This is a genomic window from Streptosporangium amethystogenes, assembly GCF_000721075.1.
Lineage (GTDB): Bacteria > Actinomycetota > Actinomycetes > Streptosporangiales > Streptosporangiaceae > Streptosporangium > Streptosporangium amethystogenes.
The window spans coordinates 89,955-108,826 of sequence record NZ_JOEQ01000013.1; the positions used below are offsets into that span (position 1 = coordinate 89,955).

The window sequence follows — 18,872 nt, forward strand, 5'->3', positions numbered from 1 at the left end:
TCATGCACGAGCAGGTCGTCATCGGGATCGGCAACGAGTTGCGGGGCGACGACGCCGCCGGACTGCAGGTGGCCCGGCTGCTGCGCGGCGTCCTGCCGCCCGAGGTTCCCGTGGTCGAGAACGGAGGTGATCCGGCCGAGCTGATCGAGGCGTGGACCGGTGCGGGCCTGGCGATCGTGATCGACACGGTGCTCTCCGGCGCACCCCCGGGTACGGTGCGCCGGTGCACCGTCCTCGGCCCCGCCGCCTCCTCCCGGGGTGCTCACCAGACGGCCCCCGCCCTCCGGCACGGCAGTTCCCACGCCCTGGGCATCGCCGACGCCGTCGCACTCGGCCGGATTCTCCGCCGTCTGCCCCGCGAGCTCGCGCTCTACACCGTTGAGGGCGCCGATTTCGGGCTCGGGGCCCCGGTCACCCCGGCGGTGAAACACGCCGTCGGGAAGCTCGCCGAGACCGTGGCCGACCTTGTCCGCCCGGAGCGGGCACGGTAGCGCCGGAGAACCGGGGAATTCCCCGGCGACGGCATGACGGCCGAGAGGGTCACGCTCAGCCGACCGGCGCCACCAGGTCGAGCACTCCCTGGGCCAGGACGAAGACGGCCACCACGAGGACGAGGTAGGCGAACCAGCGGCGCAGGCGCTCGGCGTCCAGGTAGCGGCCCAGGCGGGCGGCGGCCAGCGACCCGATCACCGCGGCCGTCGTGAAGGCCCCGATGACCGTGTAGTCCAGGTCGGCGCCATCGGCGTGGGCGACGAACCCGGCCGCCGAGTTGACCACCACGATGAGCAGCGAGGTGCCGACCGCGGCCGTCATCGGCAACCCCAGCGCCAGCACCAGGGCCGGGATGATGAGGAACCCTCCGCCGACGCCGAACAGGCCGGTCAGCGCGCCCACAGCCGCGCCGGCGGCGACGGACCTGGGCAGGCAGCTGCGCCAGTTCACCCCTCCGCCGGGCAGCGCACAGGCCCCGCCGGCCGGGGCGTCGCCGGCCAGCATCCGCCCGCCGGCCACCGCCATGAGCACGGCGAACCCGATCAGGATCGCCTGCGGAGGCAGCGCCCGGTTGATCGCGGCGCCCCCGAACGCGGCCAGGGCCCCGGCACCGCCGAACACCGCGGCGATGCGCCAGCGCACCTGTCCGGCCCGGATGCGCGGCAGTACGGCGCTGGCCGAGGAGACGCCCACCACCAGCAGCGAGGCCGGCACCGCCGAGGCCGGCGGCAGTCCCGCCCCGTACACCAGGGCGGGCATCGCCAGGATCGACCCGCCGCCCCCCAGCAGCCCGAGCAGGATGCCGATCATCGCGCCCAGGCCGAGCGCCGCCGTCAAGAGGTCGCCTCCCGTTGCGCCAACCGGCCCAGCACCGCCTCCAGGCTGGGCCGGCGGGGGCCTCGGTTGTAGGGGAGTTTGGCCAGCAGCATGCCCATCGCGCAGGTGTTGGAGAGCGCGGCGAAGGTCAGTCCGCCACCGATCGCGGCGGCGAGCCATCTGGCCGGTGGGAACAGCGTGCCGGCCAGGATCGAGGTCAGCACGAGGGATCCGGCCACCAGGCGCACCTGGCGTTCCAGCTCCCAGCGGGCCCGGCCGGTACGGAGCGGCGCACCGGTCCCCTGCCAGGCGAGGATTCCCCCCTCCAGCAGGCGCGGAGCCGCCTGGCCGGCTCCGGACAGGGCCGCCGCGGCCTGCGCGGCGCGCTGCCCGGAGCGGCAGACGAGCACCACCTGCTCCCGCCGGGGGCCGTCGAGGTGGGCGCGCAGCCGTTCACGGTGCTCGCGCAGCAGATCCAGCGGCACGTTGACCGAGCCGGGGATGTGGGCGGTCTCGAACTCACCGGGGGTGCGCACGTCGATCAGCCAGGGCGCCTGCCCGGAGTCCATCAGCCGGCGCAGGGCGGCCGCGTCCAGCGTGGCGGGCGTGTCGGGACGAATGGTCATGGGGTCTCCTCGATGCTCAGGCCGCTTTCGGCCGCTTGGGAGTAGTCGTCGTCGATGTGCACGACCTGGCGTCCGGCGCGGGCCAGCAGGCTGCTCGCGGCGGCGGCCCGGTACCCGGAGCCGCAGTGCACCCACACGGTCCCGTCCGGGATCTCGGCCAGGCGGTGCGGTAGTTCGGGCAGCGGGAGGTGCGTCGCGCCGTCGATGTGCCCGGCGTGCCATTCGTTGCGCAGCCGCACGTCCAGCACGACGTCGGGGGCGGGCAGATCACGCACGTTACTGCCGTCGCGCACGGCGGCCAGTTCGGCGAACGTGGCGACGGTCAGCTCACCCAGCCTGCTGTCGTCGCCACCGGCCCACTGCTCGGGGGTACCGGTCGCGGCGGCGGCCGGACGGTCGATGCCGATGCGCGCCAGCTCGCGCTGGGCGGCGGCCACCTGCTCCGCCGATTCGCCCAGCAGCGTGATGGGCGCTCCCCAGGGGGCCATCCAGCCCAGCCAGGTCGACATCGGGCCGTCCAGGCCGAAGCTCAGCGTTCCGGCCAGATGCCGCTGGGTGAACGCCTTGCGTGAGCGCAGGTCCACCACCCATTCACCGGCGTCGATACGCGCGCGCAGCCCGGCGGCGTCGGCCCGCCTCGCCGGGGTCAGGTCGATCAGGTCCGCGCCGGCGGCGTTCCTGGCGCCCATGTGGGCGTAGTAGGCGGGGTAGGCGTCCAGTCCGGCGAGGGTCTGGATGACGAAGTCGTCGGACTCCAGCCGCAGCGCCGGGTTGGCGCCGCGCTCGCGTCCTATCGTCGAGGATGAGGCGTCGGTCTGGGTGGCCGAGCAGAAGCTGCCGAACCCGTGGGTGGGCCAGACCTGCGTACCGTCGGGCAGCAGGTCGGCCAGCCGTCGCACCGAGGCGTGCTGGTGCCGGGCCAGGGCGTGGGCGTGCCGGGCGCCGAGCAGGTCCGTGCGGCCGGTGGTGCCGAACAGCAGCGACCCGCCGGTGAACACCCCCACCGGCCCGCCCGGACCGCCGAGCACGTAGGACAGATGGTGGAAGGTGTGCCCGGGGGTGGCCACCGCGCGAAGGCGCATCGACGGTGACAGCGCCATCTCGTCGCCGTCGCTCACGGGCACCCGGTCGAAGGTGACCTCGTCGGCCGCCGCCACCAGGTAGGCCGCACCGGTCAGCCTGGCCAGGGCCAGCCCGCCGGAGACGTAGTCGTTGTGCAGATGGGTCTCGGCCACGTGGGTGACGCGCACGCCCAGCCGGCCGGCCAGGGCCAGGATCCGGTCGATGTCCCGTTGCGGGTCGACCACCAGCGCCACCTGCCCGTCGTGGGCCAGGTAGCTGCGGTCCCCCAGTGAGGAGGTCTCCACCACCACTGTCTCGATCGTCGTCATCATCGCCTCTCACTTCGTTGTTGTTGTCTTCGCCGGCGGGTGAGGACCGACCAGGCCCGGGTTTCACGCCGGATGGGTCCGGCGTCGCCGCGGCCCGCCCGGGACCGCGTCACGGAAGGCGATCACCCCGCTTCGGTGCGAATATACCCGGGGGGGTATCCTTCGGACAGAAGTCCGCCACGCCTTCCGTCACACCTCGCCCACCGCGTGGCGGGCGGGGTGTGACGGTGTCACGACGCCGGTGTCACGACAGGGCCAGGAACAGTTTCTCCAGCCGCTCCTGGCTGATCGGCGGCTGCTCGCCGCGCTCACGCGCCATCTGGCACTGCTGCATACCCGTCGATATGATCTTGAATCCGGCCCGGTCCAGCGCCTTGGAGACCGCCGCCAGCTGGGTCAGCACCCGCTCGCAGTCGTCCCCGTTCTCGATCATCGCGATCACTCCGCCCAGCTGCCCCTGGGCCCGCTTGAGTCGTGTCAGCGCGTCCGACAGGACCGTCGCGTCCATCTCCATCCCGCCTCACCTCCGCCCCCAATATACCCCCGGGGGTACATGGGTGCGATGTGAGAGACCTCACGCCGACGGTCCGAGGTGACCGGTGAACCAGTCACGGGCGAGGGCGGCGACGCTTTCGAGTGCCCCCGGCTCTTCGAACAGGTGGGTGGCGCCGGGGACGACCTGGAGCAGGCTCTCGCAGCGCAGTCGTTCCTGCGCGGCCCGGTTGAGGTCGAGCACCACCCCGTCGGCACCCCCCACGATCAGCAGGGTCGCCGCCCGGACCTCAGGCAGCCGGGACCCGGCCAGATCGGGTCGCCCACCCCTGGAGACGACGGCGGCGACCTCGCAGCCCGGCTCCGCCGCCGCCCACAGCGCGGCCGCCGCTCCGGTACTCGCTCCGAAGTAGCCGACCGGGAGACCCGCCGCCCAGGGTTGACCACCCAGCCAGCCGGTCACCCGGACGAGCCTTTCGGCCAGCAGCCCGATGTCGAACACGTTGCCTCTGTCGGCCCCCTCCTCCAGGGTGAGCAGGTCGAACAGGAGCGTCCCCAGACCGGCGCCGTTGAGCACACCGGCCACGTACCGGTTACGCGGGCTGTGCCGGCTGCTGCCACTGCCGTGCACGAACACCACCACTCCCCCGGCGCCGTCCGGGACGACGAGCCGGCCGGGCAACCTGACCTGCCCGGCGTCCACCAGGACCTCCTCGTCGCGGCCGGGCGGATCGGAGGTCGCGCTCCCGTCGCTCCCGTCGTGCTCCCTTGCCGCGGGCGCGGCCCTTCGCAGCAGATCGGCCACCTGCTCATCGGTGGTCTGGGAAAAATCGATGTACCAGACGCCGACCGCCAGCAGGCGTTCCGGTGTCCGCAGGCAGACCACCTCGTCGGCGACCTCGCGCAGGCTCGCGATCGTCTCCGGTGACCCCACCGGCACCGCCAGCACCACCCGTGAGGCCCCCCGTGCCCGGGCGACCTGGCAGGCGACACGCGCCGTCCCCCCGGTGGCGACCCCGTCGTCCACCACGATCGCCGTACGGCCCGTCAGGTCCACCGGAGCGCGGTCGCCGCGCAGTTGGCGCGCGCGGCGCAGGACCTCGGCCCGCTCGTACTCCTCCACCTCGGCCGTCTCCGCGTAGGTGAGCTCCGTGAGCAGCACGATGTCGTGATTGATGACGCGGACCCCGCCCTCCCCCACGGCGCCGAACCCGAGTTCCGGCTGGAACGGCACCCCGAGCTTACGGACCACGATCACGTCCAGTGGCGCGTCAAGGACCCGGGCCACTTCGAACGCCACCGGCACGCCGCCCCTGGGCAGCCCCAGAACGACCACTTCTTCATCAGCGCCGACAGACCCGCGTAACCGTTCGGCCAGCCGCAGGCCCGCATCCTGACGATCGGCGAACACCGCGTCCCCCCTTCCGAGGCCCCGCACGCCTCCGCTCACCCGCGGAGAATCGAGATCACGTCGCGGCCGGAGACAGTGTGGGTGTCCGCGTCCGGCTTCGCCGGGCGACCGGCCGCTCATCGATCGGCGTGGCTCTCCCACAGCCGACGGCGAGACTTCATCCCCAACAGCCAATATCAGCCGCCGGGGCATCCCAGCGGTAGGGCTGAAGGCCCCGGTTCGTGAGGGCGGAAGGTCCCGGTTCGCAACCTCATCTAGGAGAACAACCGGCCAGGCGGCCCCATTTCACGAGTACGGGCCCGCTTCCTGAGCGCCGCTCCCCCGGGGGGATCCACCGGGGTGAAGGCTCAGGACACGATGCCCCCCTCGCGCTCTTCGAGCACGCGGCCGTTCTCGTCCACGATCAGGTATTCGAGCTCGCAGCCGATGCCCGCCTCGCCACAGGCGGCGATCAGAGCCCTCAGGCGGGCCCGGGCCTCGGCGACCGTCGCCTTGAGGGTGCCGGACAGCAGGTAATGGGGTTCCTGGTCGCGGCGGTTCACGGGCTGGGCGTAGAGCGAGATGATCTCGCTGTCGTAGTCGATCTCCCAGCCGAAAAAGTGGAGCGCGACGCGGACCGGGCCACCCGCCCAGACCTCCAGAACACGCGCCATGGTCGGGTGGTCGTCACCGTCCAGAACCCCGGCGTACTCGACGTACTCGATGTCGGCCATGGTCACGATCATCACAGATGAAACCGGGACGCCGGTGAGATCCGGCAGCCCGAAAGGCGACACCGGCGTTGAACGCGTACCACAGGCCTCCCCGAGGGCCGAACATCGCCAATGACGGGACTTTAGCCCCTAACGTGCCCGGTACGCCGACGGGCAGCCTGGGAGGCATGAAGCTCGACTCGGCAGGCCTTGAAGTGCTTTCCCGGCCGGAGTGCCTCGAACTCCTGGGCTCGGTCTCGATCGGACGGATCGTGTTCACCGACCGTGCCCTTCCGGCCGTGCAGCCGGTCAACTTCGCCCTCGACGGCGAGACGGTGGTGATCCGCACCACCATCGGTTCCAAGCTCGCCGCGGCGGCCCGCGACGCGATCGTCGCCTTCGAGGCCGACGACTTCGATCCGTCGGCGCGCACCGGCTGGTCGGTCACCGCGGTGGGGCCCGCGCGAGCCGTGTACGAGTCGCGGGAGATCGAACGCCTGGCCCGGCTGCCCCTGACCGCCTGGGCACCGGCAAGCCGGGACCACTACATCCTGGTGCAGACGGGCCATCTCACCGGCCGCCGAATTTCGCCCAGATCCGTGGACTAGGAACTAGAGCGGCACGCTCCAGGTCAGGCTGGTGCCCCCCGTCTCCGGCGAGACGATCTCGAAGAAGCCGCCGAGCCGGGTCGCCCGCTCCTGCAGGTTGCGCAGGCCGCTGCGCCTGCCGTCGCCGGCCAGCCCGACGCCGTCGTCTCGCACGATGAGGGTGAGCCGGTTGTCCAGCGCCTCGACGGAGACATCGATCCTCCCGGCCCTGGCGTGTCGTACCGCGTTGGACAGGGCCTCGCGCAGCACCGCCAGCAGGTGGTCGGCGACCTCGGGCGGCACGCGGTTGTCGAGCTGCCCGTCCATCCGCAGGCCGGGCATGAAGCCCAGGTGACCACGGGCGCCTTCCACCATCTCGACGATGCTGGCGCGCAGGCTGAGGGCGCCGTCCTCGCTGGGCGCCTGAAGGGCGAAGATGGTGGAGCGGATCTGGCGGATGGTCTCGTCGAGCTCGTCGATGGCGCCCTTCATGCGGCCGGAGGCCTCCGGTCTGTCGACCAGCCGGACCGTGCTCATCAGCGTCATGGCGACGGCGAACAGCCGCTGGATGACCACGTCGTGCAGGTCCTTGGCGATGCGGTCGCGGTCTTCGAGCAGGCCCAGCCGTTCGGCGTCCTTACGGCTCTCGGCCAGCTCCAGCGCCACCGCCGCCTGGGCGGCGAAGGCGTGCAGGGTACGCAGCTCCGACTGGATGAACGGGGTGCGGCCCGAGCGCTTGCCGAGTGACAGCACGCCGCGCGCGACACCCGCCGCACCCAGCGGAACGGCCCCCACCGGCCCCATCGGCAGATGATCGGAGAACACGCTCCGCAGTCCGGCCTCGTCCGGGTCGTTGACCATGAGGGGCTCGCCGTCGGCGAAGGCCCGTCCGGACAGGGAGCCGGCGACCTGGATCTCCACCTGCTCCAGTTGCCCGGCGTTCTCGCCGTCGGCGATCGCCACCCGCAGCAGCTGCCCGCCCGCCTCCGGCAGCAGGATCGCCACGACGTCCGCGCCGGTCATCTGACGGGCGCGCCTGGCCATCAGGGTGAGGACCTCCTGGGGGTCCGCGCCGGACAGCAGGCTGGTGGTGATCTCCGAGGATGCGGCCAGCCACGTCTCCCTGCGGCGGGTCTCCTCGAACAGGCGGGCGTTCTCGATCGCCACGCCGGCCGCGGTGGCCAGCGCGACGACGATCGCCTGGTCCTCCTCGTCGAACTCACCGCCGCCGCGCTTCTCGGTGAGGTAAAGGTTGCCGAACACCTCGTCGCGCACCCGGACCGGCACCCCGAGGAAGGAACCCATGGGGGGATGGCCCGGAGGGAAGCCGTAGGACTCGGGATGGTCGGAGATGCGCGTCAGACGCAGCGGTCGCGGCTCCTTGATCAGCAAACCGAGCAGGCCGAGGCCGTGCGGCCAGTGCTCGATCCTGGCGATCTCCTCCTCGCTGAGCCCGACCGGGATGAACTGCACCAGCGTGTTCTCCTGGCCGACCACGCCCATCGCGCCGAAACTGGCGTCCACCAGTCTGGTCGCGGTCTCGACGATGCGGCGTAGCACCGTCTCCAGGTCGAGGTCGCTGCCGACCGCCACGACCGCCTCGAGCAGGGCGTGTACGCGGTCGCGGGTGGCGAGTACCGCTTCGAGCCGGAGTTGCAGCTCCGACAGCAGTTCATCCAGCCGCATGTTCGGAAGCAGGGGGTGGGAGTCGGTGTCTGCCATGTTCGGGAGTCTCGCACCAAGACGGCAAAACGCCCACCCCGATCATGGGGTAGGCGTCTCGGTGGCCCGGTTAGCGCAGGAAGGGGTAGTTCCGCACCAGGGAGGTGCCGCTCCACCACCTGCCGATGCCGAGGGTGTCACCGGCGCCCGCCATCGCCAGCCCGGCGAGTACGACGATGTAGACGATGTGGTCGTCCACGAACGGGTTGGTGGCCAGGGGCAGCTCGGCGGCCCACATCAGGATCAGCATCAGGCCCCCGGCGACGGCGGCGATCCGCATGCCGGCCCCCAGGATGAGGGCGACGCCGACCCCGAGCAGGCCGAGCATGAACAGCCAGTCGACCCAGGCCTGACCGGCCAGGCCGGAGAAGAGGCCGCCGAGGGCGTTCTCACCGGCGCCCTTGAGGAACCCGGTCGTGGGGCTGCCGCCGGCGATCCAGGCACGGTCGGCGGGGGTGGCGAATCCCCAGCCGAAGGTCTTGTCGAGGAACGCCCACAGGAAGATCCATCCGATCAAGATGCGCGCGATCGCCCAGACGTAGTCAACCGGACGCGCCGCCGAAGGGGCGACGTTCGTGGTGGACTGTTTGGAGGGAACGTCCCGACCGTGCGTGGTGGCCATGACGGCCCCTTTCGGTAGTTTTTCGTGGTCTCTGTTGTGTCTTCATCACATCGTTTTCCAGGGTCGCCACGCAGTGCCGTACGGCTCACGCCCGGACTGCGAAGGTCATCGTGTTCATGGGACCTTCGGCCTTTCACCTCCTCAAAACCCCGGCAGGACCCCGCCGAACCCCTGCTAGGACCTGACGACGGCGACGGAGCAGCGGGCGTGGTGCAGGACGCCGCGGCTGACCGAGCCCAGGAACAGCGAGCCGAGGGCACCGCGGCCGTGGGAGCCGACGACGAGCAGGTCACAGGTATCGGAGGCGTCACTGAGAGCCTCGACCGCGTGGGCGCGGCGCACGTCCTCGATCACCTTCACCTCGGGGTACCTCTCCCGCCATCCGGCGAGCCGGTCCGTCACGACCTTGTCATGGGCGGCCTGGAACTCGTCCATGTCATAGACGATCTCCGGGGCGTAGATGTGCACCGGCACCTGCCAGGCGTAGAGGGCGCGCAGGGTGCTGCCACGCAGCCTGGCCTGCTCGAAGGCGTAGGCGAGGGCGGGCTCGCAGGCGTCGGAGTCGTCGAGACCGACCGTGATCTCGCTGTGTGTCCCGGTCCGGCCCGGACGGACGACGACGACCGGGCAGTGCACGTGGCCGGCGACGTGGACACTGACCGAGCCGATCACGGCTCCGGCGAACCCGCCGAGCCCCCTGGTCCCGACGACGATCTCCGTGGCGTCCTTTCCCTGCTCGCGCAGGACCAGCGCCGGCGGTCCCTCGATCAGCGTGGTGGTCACCTCGATGCCGGGTTGCCGGGAGCGGGCCATCTCCTCCGCGGCGGCCAGCACCTTCTGGGAGGACTCGGTCACCGCGTCCTCCCACTCGGGGGCGGGGAACTTGGGGATGTCGTTCGGCCAGCGCTGCACGGCGGTGACGATGCGCAGCGGCAGGCCCATCCGAACGGCGTCGTCAGCCGCCCACTCGATGGCGGCGGTCGCGTTACTGGAGCCGTCGGCTCCAACAATGATCAGATTAGACATGGATCCTCCTTGTTCCCATCTGATCGTTGTCAAACCTGCCGTTCCAGGGGCGGAAGTCCCTTCCAGCCCGCGTGACGGCAGGGCCTTTCGTCACCCGCGGCGAAACCGGACGACGCCGTGGCGTCGAGGACACCCGGCGCCGGTGGCGTCCGCCGGCCAGGTCAGCCGCGGGTGAGCAGCACCTTGAGCGCCCCGGTCTCCTGGGGGTGGGAGAACACCTCGTAGGCCTTCTCCATGTCGTGCAGCGCGAAGTGGTGGGTGACGAACCGGCCGCCGTCCAGCAGGCCCGCCCCGAGCATGCTCAACAGCGTCGGCGTGGAGTAGGTGTCGACCAGGCCGGTGGTGAAGGTGAGGTTGCGTGCCCACAACTCCTCAAGGTGCAAGGTGACGGGCCTGCCGTGCACGCCGACGTTGGCGACGTGGCCCCCCGGCCTGACCAGGCGGGCGCAGAGCTCGAAGGTCTCCGGCACGCCGACGGCCTCGATGGCGACGTCGGCGCCCAGGCCGCCGGTCAGCTCGGCCACCTCCCCGGCGGGATCGCCGCCCGCGCCGATCACCACGTCCGCCCCGAAGCGGGTGGCCGCCTCCAGCCTGGCCTCGGCCAGGTCAACGGCGATGATGCGGCTGGGGCTGTAGAGACGGGCGGTGGTGATCGCGGCCAGGCCGATCGGGCCCGCGCCCACGACGACCACGGTGTCGCCGGGGGCGACCCTGCCGTTCAGCACACCGACCTCGTAGGAGGTGGGCAGGATGTCGGCCAACATGAGCACGGCCTCGTCGCCGATCCCCTCGGGCACGAGATGGGTCGAGGTGTCGGCGAAGGGAACGCGTACGAACTCGGCCTGCGTCCCGTCGATATGGTGGCCCAGGATCCAGCCGCCGCCGCCCAGACACTGCCCGTAGGAGCCCGTACGGCAGTAGCGGCACCGCCCGCACGCCGAGACGCACGAGACCAGGACGCGGTCGCCTGGCTTCAGCGCGACCCCGGCGCCGACCTCGGTGACCGTGCCGACCGCCTCGTGGCCCAGGATCCGGCCCGGCTCGACGGCCGGCACGTCCCCTTTGAGGATGTGCAGGTCGGTGCCGCAGATCGTCACCGCGTCGACGCGGACCACCGCGTCGGTAGGCGCCTGGATCCTCGGCTCCGGGACCTCCTGCCACGATCTCCTGCCGGGTCCCCGATAGACCAGCGCTTTCATGATCCACCCCTTCGTCTCTCGCCGCCGTCAGGCGGATGTGCCCCTCTCCGGCCGTCCGATCAGGTGTGCCGGGGGGCCGCGACGGAGGGTGTCACGACCAGCGGGCAGACCGCGTGCTGCAGCAGCGAGTGACTGACCGAGCCCAGCAGCAGCCCCGCGAGGTCCCCGCGGCCACGTGACCCCACGACCAGCAGATCGGCCTGCGCCGAGGCGTTCTTCAGCACATCCACCGGATGCCCCTGCTCCACCTGCTCGGTGACCCTGACATCCGGGTAGCGCTCACTCCAGCCGGCCAGCGCCTCGGCCAGCAGCCGCCGCTCACCCTCGGCCGTCTCCTCAGCGGGTGCCGGAGCGAACGTCCCCCCACCGACGACGGGCTGGTTCCAGGCGTGCACCGCCCGCAGGTCGGCACCGCGCAGGGACGCCTCGGCGAAGGCGAACTCGATGGCGGACACGCCTGCCACGGAGCCGTCGACTCCGACGACCACCTCACCGCCTGACCGCGCGGGCATCCTCCGTATGACGGCGACCGGGCAGACGGCATGTCCGGCCACGCCCAGCGCGACCGACCCCAGCAGCATGCCGGAGAAACCATCCCGGCCGTGACTGCCGACCACCAGGAGGTCGGCGTCCTGCGCGGCCTTGATCAGGACGCCCCTGGGATCGCCCGGCAGCAGCGACGACTCCACCTTGACCCGGCTGTCCTCCTCGCGGGCCCGGTTCAGCGCGTCCGTCACCATGGACGTGGCCCCGTCGCGCATCCACCGGCCCACGTCGGCGTACGGAGCGTCCTCGGTCATCTCCAACGGCCAGGCCACCATGACGTGCACGACGCGCAACCCGGTGTCGCGTAGCCCGGCCTCCCGCACGGCCCAACTCACGGCTTCAAGCGCGGCCTGTGAACCGTCGACTCCCACCAGGATCATGTTGTTCCCCCTTCGAACCCCCGGCCGCCCCCGCGGCAGAAAGCCGGTGCAGGTCTCCTACCCCCGTGGCCTCCGGTCACCCGGATGAGGCGCGCGGCCCCCGGCCGGTGGACCTGGTTGATCTGACGACCGCGACGGGGCCACGAGCATGGTGGAGAACCTCACGGCTGACCGATCCCAGAAGGACCGAGCCGACGGCACCGAGGCCGCGAGAACCCACCACGAGCAGGTCCGCCCGCGCCGAGGCGGCCAGCAGTGTCGGTACCGGGCGCGCACGCGTCACCTCCGAGACGACCTCGACCGTGGGAAACCGCTCCTGCCAGCCGGCGAGCCGCTCCTCGGCCACCAGGCGCTGTGCGCGCCGGATCTCTTCGATGTCTCCGCCCGCCTCCGGCGAGAACGCGTGGAGCGGCATCTGCCAGGCGTAGACCACACGCAACCCGCATCCGCGTAAAGCGGCCTGCTCGAAGGCGAACCCGAGAGCGGGGTCGCACTCGGCGGAACCGTCGACCCCCACGACCACCTCGCCGTACACCTCGGCACGCCCCTGCCTGACGACCACCACCGCACCGCTTACGTGGCCCGCCAGCCGGACGGGAACCGAGCCGAGCAACGATCCGGCGAAACCGCCCAGGCCGCGGTTGCCGACCACCAGTTCGACCGCCGTTTCCGCCTGCCCGCCCAGAACGTCGGACGGCGTTCCCTCGATCAGCTCGGTGGTCACCCGGACATCCGGCCTCCGCTCCATCGCCGCCTTGGCCGCTTCGGTGAGCACCTGCTCGCCGAAGCACTCCAGCTGGCCGGACCGGCCCGGCGTGGGAAACTCAACAAGATCGTGCGGCCAGCGGTCCATGGCGTGAACGATCCGCAGGGACACCCCCCGGCGGACGGCGTCGTCGACCGCCCACTCCAGGGCCGCGGTGGCGGCGGCCGAGCCATCCGTTCCGACAGCGATCGATTCGGTCATCATTCCCCCGCTGCCCATCGGATCGCGGCACCGGCGGTTCCCCCAGGGGCGATCGTCCCCGCACAAGGGGACCTTTGTCCCCTCTCACGTACAATGCCCGACCTTCCGACGAAGGTCCCTGCGCCATAGGGCCGATCAGCCCTAAACCCGCCGTGAACAGTGCCGTACCGTGCAGACGGAAGGGGGTACCCATGACTCTCCCGGCAGTCGGGGCGGGCCGCTTCGCCTCCGCTCCCATCACCGGCGTCGGCCTCGTCACCGAGCTGGCACAACCACAACTTCACGGGAGAAGACGTGAACCCCTGGCTCCTCACCTATGACGGCTTCGACCCCGACCGGGAGGGGCTGCGAGAGGCGCTGACGACGCTCGGCAACGGCTACTTCGCCACCCGGGGCGCCGCGCCGGAGTCACAGGCCGACGGGGTGCACTATCCCGGAACCTACGTCGCCGGCTGCTACGACCGGCTCGTCTCCCAGGTAGCGGGACACCCGGTGGAGAACGAGGATCTCGTCAACGTGCCGAACTGGCTGTCCCTGACCTTTCGCGCAGAAGGCGGCGACTGGTTCGCTCCCGGCAACGCCGAGATCCTGACCCACCGCCACACGCTCGACATGCGCCAGGGAACTCTCACCCGATTCCTGCGGACACGCGACCCCCAAGGCCGGATCACCCGAGTGGAACAGCGCCGCCTGGTCTCGATGGACGACCCACATCTGGCCGCCCTCACGATGACGATCGTTCCGGAGAACTGGAACGGAGTGCTGGAGATCCGCTCGGCACTGGACGGACGCGTCACCAACACCGGAGTCGCCCGCTACCGCGAGCTGGACGGCCGGCATCTCGTTCCGATCTGCGGGCACGCCGCCCACGGCGTGATCGAACTACTGACCCGCACCGCCACCTCCCGCGTGGAGATCGCACTCGCCGCCCGCACCACACTGGCCGACGGGCGCTGCCGCACCGGCGTCGAGGAGGGCTGGGTCGGCGACGACCGCACCGTCGAGGTGAAAGCCGGCGACGAGGTCGCCGTGGAGAAGATCGTGGCCCTCTACACCTCCCGCGACAGGGCGATCTCCGAGAGCGAGGCCGCCGCGAGAAGCGCCGTCGTACGTGCGGGCTGCTTCTCCACCCTCCTCAAGCGGCACACCCGGGCCTGGGACCGGCTGTGGCAGCGGGCGCACGTCACCGCCCAGGACACCGAGGTGCAGCAGATCCTCAACCTGTACGTCTTCCACCTGCTGCAGACGGCCTCCCCGCACATCGCGGAACTCGACACCGGCCTACCCGCCCGAGGCCTGCACGGCGAGGCCTACCGGGGCCACGTGTTCTGGGACGACCTGTTCGTCATCCCCTTCCTCGCCCCACGCCTGCCTGAAATCACCCGGGCACTGCTCAGGTACCGATGGCGCCGCCTGCCCGAGGCACGCTGGGCCGCCCGCGCCGCCGGATACGCCGGAGCGATGTTTCCCTGGCAGAGCGGAAGCGACGGCCGGGAGGAGACACCGCGCCTGCACTTCAACCCCCGCTCCGGCCGCTGGCTCCCCGACCGCTCACACCTGCAGCGCCACGTCGGCCTGGCAGTCGCCTTCAACGTGTGGCAGCACTACCAGGCGACGAAGGACACCGCCTTCCTGGCCGGTTTCGGCGGCGAGCTGCTACTGGAGGTGGCCCGCTTCTTCGCCTCACTCGCGACCTGCGAGAAGGGGCGCTACTCGATCCGCGGTGTGATGGGCCCGGACGAGTATCACGACGGCTACCCCGACTGCGCCGACCCCGGACTGGACAACAACGCCTACACCAACGTCATGACCGCCTGGCTGATGCGCCGGGTCCTGGACATGATCGGCCTGGTCGGCACCGAAGGGGTCGGCGAACAGGAGATCGAACTGTTCACCGCCATGACCCGGCGGATGCGGGTGGACTTCCACGACGGGGTGATCAGCCAGTTCGAGGGTTACGCGGGCCTGGAGGAGCTGGACTGGGCCGCCTACCGGAAGAAGTACGGAGACATCCGGCGACTGGACCGCATCCTCGAAGCCGAAGGCGACACGCCGAACCGGTACAAGGCCTCCAAACAGGCCGACGTGCTCATGCTCTTCCACCTGCTCGGCGCGGAAGGGCTCGACGAGATCCTGACCGGCCTTGGCTACGAGTGGAACGCCACAATGGCCAAGAACACCGTGGACTACTACCTGGCCCGCACCTGCCACGGCTCGACGCTGAGCGCCGTCGTCCATGCCGGAGTGCTGGCCCGCCTGCGCCCCGGCGCCTCACACCCCTTCCTGGTGGAGGCGCTGAACAATGACGTGCGAGACCTCCAGGCGGGAACCACCTCCGAGGGAATCCACCTGGGAGCGATGGCCGGGGTGGCCGGCCTGTTCGAGGCGAAAACCTGATCGTCGTCCCTCACCGCCGGCTCAGCGCCGAAGACATCACGATGGCAGGGAATCCTCGCCCTTATCACTGGTACTCCGAGAGGGATAACCTCAGAGCATGATTCGTGTGTTCCTGGTCGACGATCACGAAGTGGTACGGCGCGGCGTGGCCGCACTGCTGGAATCCGAAGGCGACATCGAGGTGATCGGCGAAGCCGGAACCGCCGAATCGGCGGTGGCCCGCATTCCAGCCCTGCAACCGGACGTCGCGGTTCTGGACGTGCGCCTGCCCGACGGCAACGGGGTGGACGTGTGCCGTGAGGTCCGCTCCAAAATGCCGGGACTGGCCTGCCTGATGCTGACCTCCTTCGCCGACGACGAAGCCCTGTTCAACGCCGTGATGGCGGGTGCCTCCGGCTACGTGCTCAAACAGATCCACGGCTCAGACCTGGTCGGCGCCGTGCGCACGGTGGCGGGCGGCGAATCGATGCTGGACCCGCAGACGACCTCCGCCATGCTGGCGCGACTGCGCGAACAGGCCGTCAGGAAAGACCCGCTGGCCGCCCTGTCGGACCAGGAACGCCACATCCTTGAACTGATCGGCGAAGGCCTGACCAACCGGCAGATCGGCGAGCGAATGTACCTCGCCGAGAAAACGGTCAAGAACTACGTCTCCAACCTGCTGTCCAAACTGAACATGCAACGCCGCACCCAGGCCGCCGCCCTGGTGACACGACTGAAGACCAACCACCCCGAATGAGCGGACCTTCGGCTAGGTGAGGGACGCGCTCCAGATCAGGCGGGTCCCCGCCTCCGAAGAGGACTCGACCGAGAAGGACCCGCCAAGCCGTTCGGCCCGTTCCTTGAGATTACGCAACCCACTGCGCCTGCACCCCCCGGGCACCCCGGCCCCGTCGTCCACCACGGTGAGAACAAGCCGATCGCCTTCGACCTCAACGGTCACCTCGGCCCTGGAGGCCCTGGCATGCCGCACGATGTTGGACAGCGCCTCCCGCAGAGCGGCCAGCAGGTGCTCCGCGACCCGCTCCGGCACGCCACCGTCCAGCGGCCCCTCCATCACCAGGCCCGGCATGAACCCCAGATGGGCCCGCGCGTCCTCGACCAGTTCCACGATCCGCGCACGCAGGCCGTGACCGCCTTCCTGAAGGGGAGCCTGCAGGGCGAAGATCGTCGAGCGGATCTGCCGGATGGTCCCGTCCAACTCGTCGATCGCGTTGCGCAACCGCTCAGAGGCCTCAGACCGCTCCACGAACCGCACGGTGCCCATCAGCGTCATGGCAACGGCGAACAACCGTTGAATCACCACATCATGCAGATCCTTGGCGATCCGGTCACGATCCTCCAGCAGGCTCAGCCGCTCGGCGTCCACCCGTCTCTCCGCCAACTCCAGGGCGACCGCGGCCTGCCCGGCGAAGGAGTGCAGGGTGCGCAACTCCGCCTGGCTGAACGGGACGCACCCCGGATGCCTCCCCAGCAGCAGCACACCCCGCACCCCGCCGGCCGCGCCGATCGGCACCGCGGCCACCGTACCCGGCGAGACCTGGTCGGCGATCACGGTCAGAATCTCCGCCTCGGCCGAATCGGTGACCATGAGCGGCTCACCACTGGTGAAGGCCAGACCGGCAAGAGAGTCGGCGACAGAGATCTCCGCATGAACTTCCTGCTCACCACCCGGCCCATCGGCGACAACCGCTCGCAGGACCTGCCCGCCCTCCTCGGGCAACAGGACCTCGACGAGATCGGCACCGGCCATCTGCCGCGCTCGCCGCGCGATCAACCTGAGCACCTCTCCCGGCTCCGCCCCCGACAACAGACTGGTGGTGACCTCCGCCGAGGCCTGCAGCCACATCTCCCGGCACCGGCTCTCCTCATACAGCCGGGCGTTCTCGATCGCGACACCGGCGGCGGTGGCCAGCGCGGTCACGATCGCCTCGTCCTCGTCGTCGAACTCCCCTCCGCCACGCTTCTCCGTGAGGTAAAGATTTCCAAAAACCTCCTCACGCACCCGGATCGGCACCCCCAGAAACGACCCCATCGGCGGATGGCCGGGCGGAAAGCCATACGACTCCGGATGATCACAGATGCGAGCCAGCCTCAGCGACTGCGGTTGCCTGATCAACAGGCCGATCAGGCCCAGGCCGTGCGGCCAGTGCTCGATACCCGCGATCTCCTCCTCGCTCAACCCCACCGGGACGAACTGGACGAGCGTGTTCTCCTCACCGATCAGACCCAGAGCGCCGTAGGTGGCGTCGACAAGAGAGATCGCGGTCTCCACGATCCGGCGCAGCACGGTCTCCAGATCAAGCTCACCGCCCACCGAGACGACCGCGTCCAGCAGTGCGTGCACCCGGTCACGGGTGGCGAGCACCGCCTCCAGACGCAGCCTCAGCTCCGACAGCAGTTCGTCCAGCCGCATGTGCGGTACCAAGGCGCCGGGTTCGAACTCCCCCATACTGCGAAGTCTCGCACCCCGGCACGGGGCGTGCACTCACTTCAAGATCAAAAAGCGCCGGACCAGCGGAGACGCGGTTCCAAGGTGGGTACATAGCCTCATACGGGCGCGACCCGGCTTCCGTCCCAAGGTGGTGCTCATGTCAGAACCCGTCATCGTCGGCGTCGACGGCTCGGACTCCTCACTCCAGGCCGTGACCTGGGCCGCACGAGAGGCCACCCTGAGGAACGCGCCCCTGCGCCTCGTACACGTCACCCTTCGCTGGGCCTACGACGTCCCCCTCGTCCCGCAGCCCGCCCACTGGGGACCGGCCGCGGAGTCCGCCTCCCGGCGGCTACTGCGCCACGCCTCCGAACGGGCCCTCACCGCCGCCCCCACCGTGACGGTCAGCACCGAGATCGCCGACGGCGCCACCGCAGAGGCGATCATCGCCGCGGCCGAGACCGCGCAAATGATCGTTGTCGGCAGCCGGGGCCGCGGCGGATTCGCCGGGCTGCTGCTGGGCTCGGTCAGCCACGCCCTCGCCGGTCGATCCCCCTGCCCGGTGGTGGTCGTGGGCGAGCCCCACACCGGGCCCCGCACCGAGATCGCCGTCGGCGTCACCGGACGCCCCGGCCAGGAGGGCACCCTGGAGTTCGCCTTCCACGAGGCCACGCTGCGCGGCCTCTCCCTGCGGATGGTGCACGCCTGGACCCATCCGGCCGTCCGGGTACCCGGCGACATGCAACCGCTCGTCTTCGACCTCGAAGGGGTCGGTCAGGAGGAGGCGCGCCTGCTGGCCGAGTCCATCGGCGGCTGGCGGGAGAGGTTCCCCGACGTGCCCGTCGCCGAGCAGGTGGTACACGAACACCCGGCCAGAGCACTCATCGACGCCTCGGCCTCCGCCGAACTGGTCGTCGTGGGCGCTCCCGGCTCCGCGTGGACCCTCGGATCGACGGTGCACGCCCTGCTCCCTCACGCCCACGCGCCCGTGGCCGTCATCCAGCACGCGCGCCGGGTCTGAGCTCTCGTTCCGTCCTACCGGTCGTCCTGGTCATCGAACCCCGGCCGGTGC

At 70.6% G+C, this 18,872-nt stretch carries 18 protein-coding genes; 5 read left to right on the top strand and 13 right to left on the bottom strand.

Annotated elements, in window-relative coordinates; all coding sequences use genetic code 11:
• Positions 1-2 precede the first annotated feature (2 nt).
• Positions 3-491 (top strand): hydrogenase maturation protease, encoded by a 489-nt coding sequence (locus tag IG98_RS0120485; protein ID WP_030914213.1) that lies wholly within the window; start codon positions 3-5, stop codon positions 489-491.
• A 55-nt stretch (positions 492-546) separates the two neighbouring features.
• Here IG98_RS0120485 and IG98_RS0120490 read toward each other — a convergent pair whose 3' ends face one another.
• The 6 genes from IG98_RS0120490 to IG98_RS0120515 all read right to left on the bottom strand — a co-directional run bounded on the left by IG98_RS0120490 (position 547) and on the right by IG98_RS0120515 (position 5,941).
• The gene (locus IG98_RS0120490) at positions 547-1,329 is read right to left on the bottom strand and encodes a sulfite exporter TauE/SafE family protein (protein WP_037970837.1); all 783 of its coding nucleotides are present in this window, start codon (positions 1,327-1,329) and stop codon (positions 547-549) included.
• Positions 1,326-1,934 (bottom strand): rhodanese-like domain-containing protein, encoded by a 609-nt coding sequence (locus IG98_RS0120495; RefSeq protein WP_030914220.1) that lies wholly within the window; start codon positions 1,932-1,934, stop codon positions 1,326-1,328. The genes IG98_RS0120490 and IG98_RS0120495 overlap by 4 nt, the downstream gene beginning before the upstream one ends.
• The gene (locus tag IG98_RS0120500) at positions 1,931-3,328 is read right to left on the bottom strand and encodes an MBL fold metallo-hydrolase (RefSeq protein ID WP_030914231.1); all 1,398 of its coding nucleotides are present in this window, start codon (positions 3,326-3,328) and stop codon (positions 1,931-1,933) included. Before IG98_RS0120500 ends, IG98_RS0120495 begins: the two co-directional genes overlap by 4 nt.
• 241 nt (positions 3,329-3,569) lie before the next feature.
• Complete coding sequence (locus tag IG98_RS0120505; protein ID WP_030914234.1) at positions 3,570-3,839, bottom strand: metal-sensitive transcriptional regulator; 270 nt, start codon at positions 3,837-3,839, stop codon at positions 3,570-3,572.
• Between the two features lie 60 nt (positions 3,840-3,899).
• Positions 3,900-5,228, bottom strand: a complete 1,329-nt coding sequence (locus IG98_RS0120510) for a phosphoribosyltransferase family protein (RefSeq protein ID WP_030914239.1) — start codon at positions 5,226-5,228, stop codon at positions 3,900-3,902.
• Between the two features lie 347 nt (positions 5,229-5,575).
• Positions 5,576-5,941 (bottom strand): hypothetical protein, encoded by a 366-nt coding sequence (locus IG98_RS0120515; RefSeq protein WP_157594428.1) that lies wholly within the window; start codon positions 5,939-5,941, stop codon positions 5,576-5,578.
• 167 nt (positions 5,942-6,108) lie between these two features.
• On the opposite strand from IG98_RS0120515, the gene IG98_RS0120520 reads away from it, so the two are divergent.
• Complete coding sequence (locus IG98_RS0120520; protein ID WP_030914246.1) at positions 6,109-6,528, top strand: pyridoxamine 5'-phosphate oxidase family protein; 420 nt, start codon at positions 6,109-6,111, stop codon at positions 6,526-6,528.
• A 3-nt stretch (positions 6,529-6,531) separates the two neighbouring features.
• Here the strand turns inward: IG98_RS0120520 and IG98_RS0120525 are convergent, their stop codons facing one another.
• From IG98_RS0120525 to IG98_RS0120550, 6 genes are all read right to left on the bottom strand, one after another.
• Positions 6,532-8,229 carry a sensor histidine kinase gene (locus tag IG98_RS0120525; RefSeq protein ID WP_030914249.1) on the bottom strand — a complete coding sequence of 566 codons (1,698 nt, stop codon included), beginning with the start codon at positions 8,227-8,229 and terminating at the stop codon, positions 6,532-6,534.
• Positions 8,230-8,299: 70 nt separating this feature from the next.
• The gene (locus tag IG98_RS0120530; RefSeq protein WP_030914253.1) at positions 8,300-8,851 is read right to left on the bottom strand and encodes a membrane protein; all 552 of its coding nucleotides are present in this window, start codon (positions 8,849-8,851) and stop codon (positions 8,300-8,302) included.
• Positions 8,852-9,025: 174 nt separating this feature from the next.
• Positions 9,026-9,877: a universal stress protein gene (locus IG98_RS0120535; protein ID WP_030914256.1), complete on the bottom strand. Its 852-nt coding sequence runs from the start codon at positions 9,875-9,877 to the stop codon at positions 9,026-9,028.
• Between the two features lie 161 nt (positions 9,878-10,038).
• Entirely contained in the window at positions 10,039-11,076 is a 1,038-nt protein-coding gene (locus IG98_RS0120540) for a zinc-dependent alcohol dehydrogenase family protein (RefSeq protein ID WP_030914257.1), read from the bottom strand.
• A gap of 59 nt (positions 11,077-11,135) precedes the next feature.
• A complete protein-coding gene (locus IG98_RS0120545) occupies positions 11,136-12,002 on the bottom strand; it encodes a universal stress protein (RefSeq protein WP_030914262.1) in 867 nt (288 codons plus the stop codon).
• A 76-nt stretch (positions 12,003-12,078) separates the two neighbouring features.
• On the bottom strand, positions 12,079-12,972 hold the full coding sequence (locus tag IG98_RS0120550) for a universal stress protein (protein ID WP_342666830.1): 894 nt from the start codon (positions 12,970-12,972) through the stop codon (positions 12,079-12,081).
• A gap of 291 nt (positions 12,973-13,263) precedes the next feature.
• Between IG98_RS0120550 and IG98_RS0120555 the strand changes: the two genes are divergently transcribed.
• Positions 13,264-15,366, top strand: a complete 2,103-nt coding sequence (locus tag IG98_RS0120555; protein WP_030914268.1) for a glycoside hydrolase family 65 protein — start codon at positions 13,264-13,266, stop codon at positions 15,364-15,366.
• Positions 15,367-15,463: 97 nt separating this feature from the next.
• Positions 15,464-16,105 (top strand): response regulator, encoded by a 642-nt coding sequence (locus tag IG98_RS0120560; protein ID WP_030914272.1) that lies wholly within the window; start codon positions 15,464-15,466, stop codon positions 16,103-16,105.
• Positions 16,106-16,117: 12 nt separating this feature from the next.
• Here the strand turns inward: IG98_RS0120560 and IG98_RS0120565 are convergent, their stop codons facing one another.
• Positions 16,118-17,818 (bottom strand): sensor histidine kinase, encoded by a 1,701-nt coding sequence (locus tag IG98_RS0120565; protein ID WP_030914275.1) that lies wholly within the window; start codon positions 17,816-17,818, stop codon positions 16,118-16,120.
• Between the two features lie 139 nt (positions 17,819-17,957).
• On the opposite strand from IG98_RS0120565, the gene IG98_RS50660 reads away from it, so the two are divergent.
• Entirely contained in the window at positions 17,958-18,821 is an 864-nt protein-coding gene (locus tag IG98_RS50660) for a universal stress protein (protein WP_030914277.1), read from the top strand.
• Positions 18,822-18,872: the final 51 nt, after the last annotated feature.

Bases quoted from the DNA above. Each gene is read 5' to 3' on its own strand.
- IG98_RS0120520 (WP_030914246.1), top strand. From the start codon at position 6,109: ATGAAGCTCGACTCGGCAGGCCTTGAAGTGCTTTCCCGGCCGGAGTGC.
- IG98_RS0120495 (WP_030914220.1), bottom strand. From the start codon at position 1,934: ATGACCATTCGTCCCGACACGCCCGCCACGCTGGACGCGGCCGCCCTG.
- IG98_RS0120545 (WP_030914262.1), bottom strand. From the start codon at position 12,002: ATGATCCTGGTGGGAGTCGACGGTTCACAGGCCGCGCTTGAAGCCGTG.
- IG98_RS0120485 (WP_030914213.1), top strand. From the start codon at position 3: ATGCACGAGCAGGTCGTCATCGGGATCGGCAACGAGTTGCGGGGCGAC.
- IG98_RS0120500 (WP_030914231.1), bottom strand. From the start codon at position 3,328: ATGATGACGACGATCGAGACAGTGGTGGTGGAGACCTCCTCACTGGGG.
- IG98_RS0120540 (WP_030914257.1), bottom strand. From the start codon at position 11,076: ATGAAAGCGCTGGTCTATCGGGGACCCGGCAGGAGATCGTGGCAGGAG.
- IG98_RS0120525 (WP_030914249.1), bottom strand. From the start codon at position 8,229: ATGGCAGACACCGACTCCCACCCCCTGCTTCCGAACATGCGGCTGGAT.
- IG98_RS0120530 (WP_030914253.1), bottom strand. From the start codon at position 8,851: ATGGCCACCACGCACGGTCGGGACGTTCCCTCCAAACAGTCCACCACG.
- IG98_RS50660 (WP_030914277.1), top strand. From the start codon at position 17,958: ATGTCAGAACCCGTCATCGTCGGCGTCGACGGCTCGGACTCCTCACTC.
- IG98_RS0120565 (WP_030914275.1), bottom strand. From the start codon at position 17,818: ATGGGGGAGTTCGAACCCGGCGCCTTGGTACCGCACATGCGGCTGGAC.
- IG98_RS0120550 (WP_342666830.1), bottom strand. From the start codon at position 12,972: ATGATGACCGAATCGATCGCTGTCGGAACGGATGGCTCGGCCGCCGCC.
- IG98_RS0120505 (WP_030914234.1), bottom strand. From the start codon at position 3,839: ATGGAGATGGACGCGACGGTCCTGTCGGACGCGCTGACACGACTCAAG.
- IG98_RS0120560 (WP_030914272.1), top strand. From the start codon at position 15,464: ATGATTCGTGTGTTCCTGGTCGACGATCACGAAGTGGTACGGCGCGGC.
- IG98_RS0120515 (WP_157594428.1), bottom strand. From the start codon at position 5,941: ATGGCCGACATCGAGTACGTCGAGTACGCCGGGGTTCTGGACGGTGAC.
- IG98_RS0120535 (WP_030914256.1), bottom strand. From the start codon at position 9,877: ATGTCTAATCTGATCATTGTTGGAGCCGACGGCTCCAGTAACGCGACC.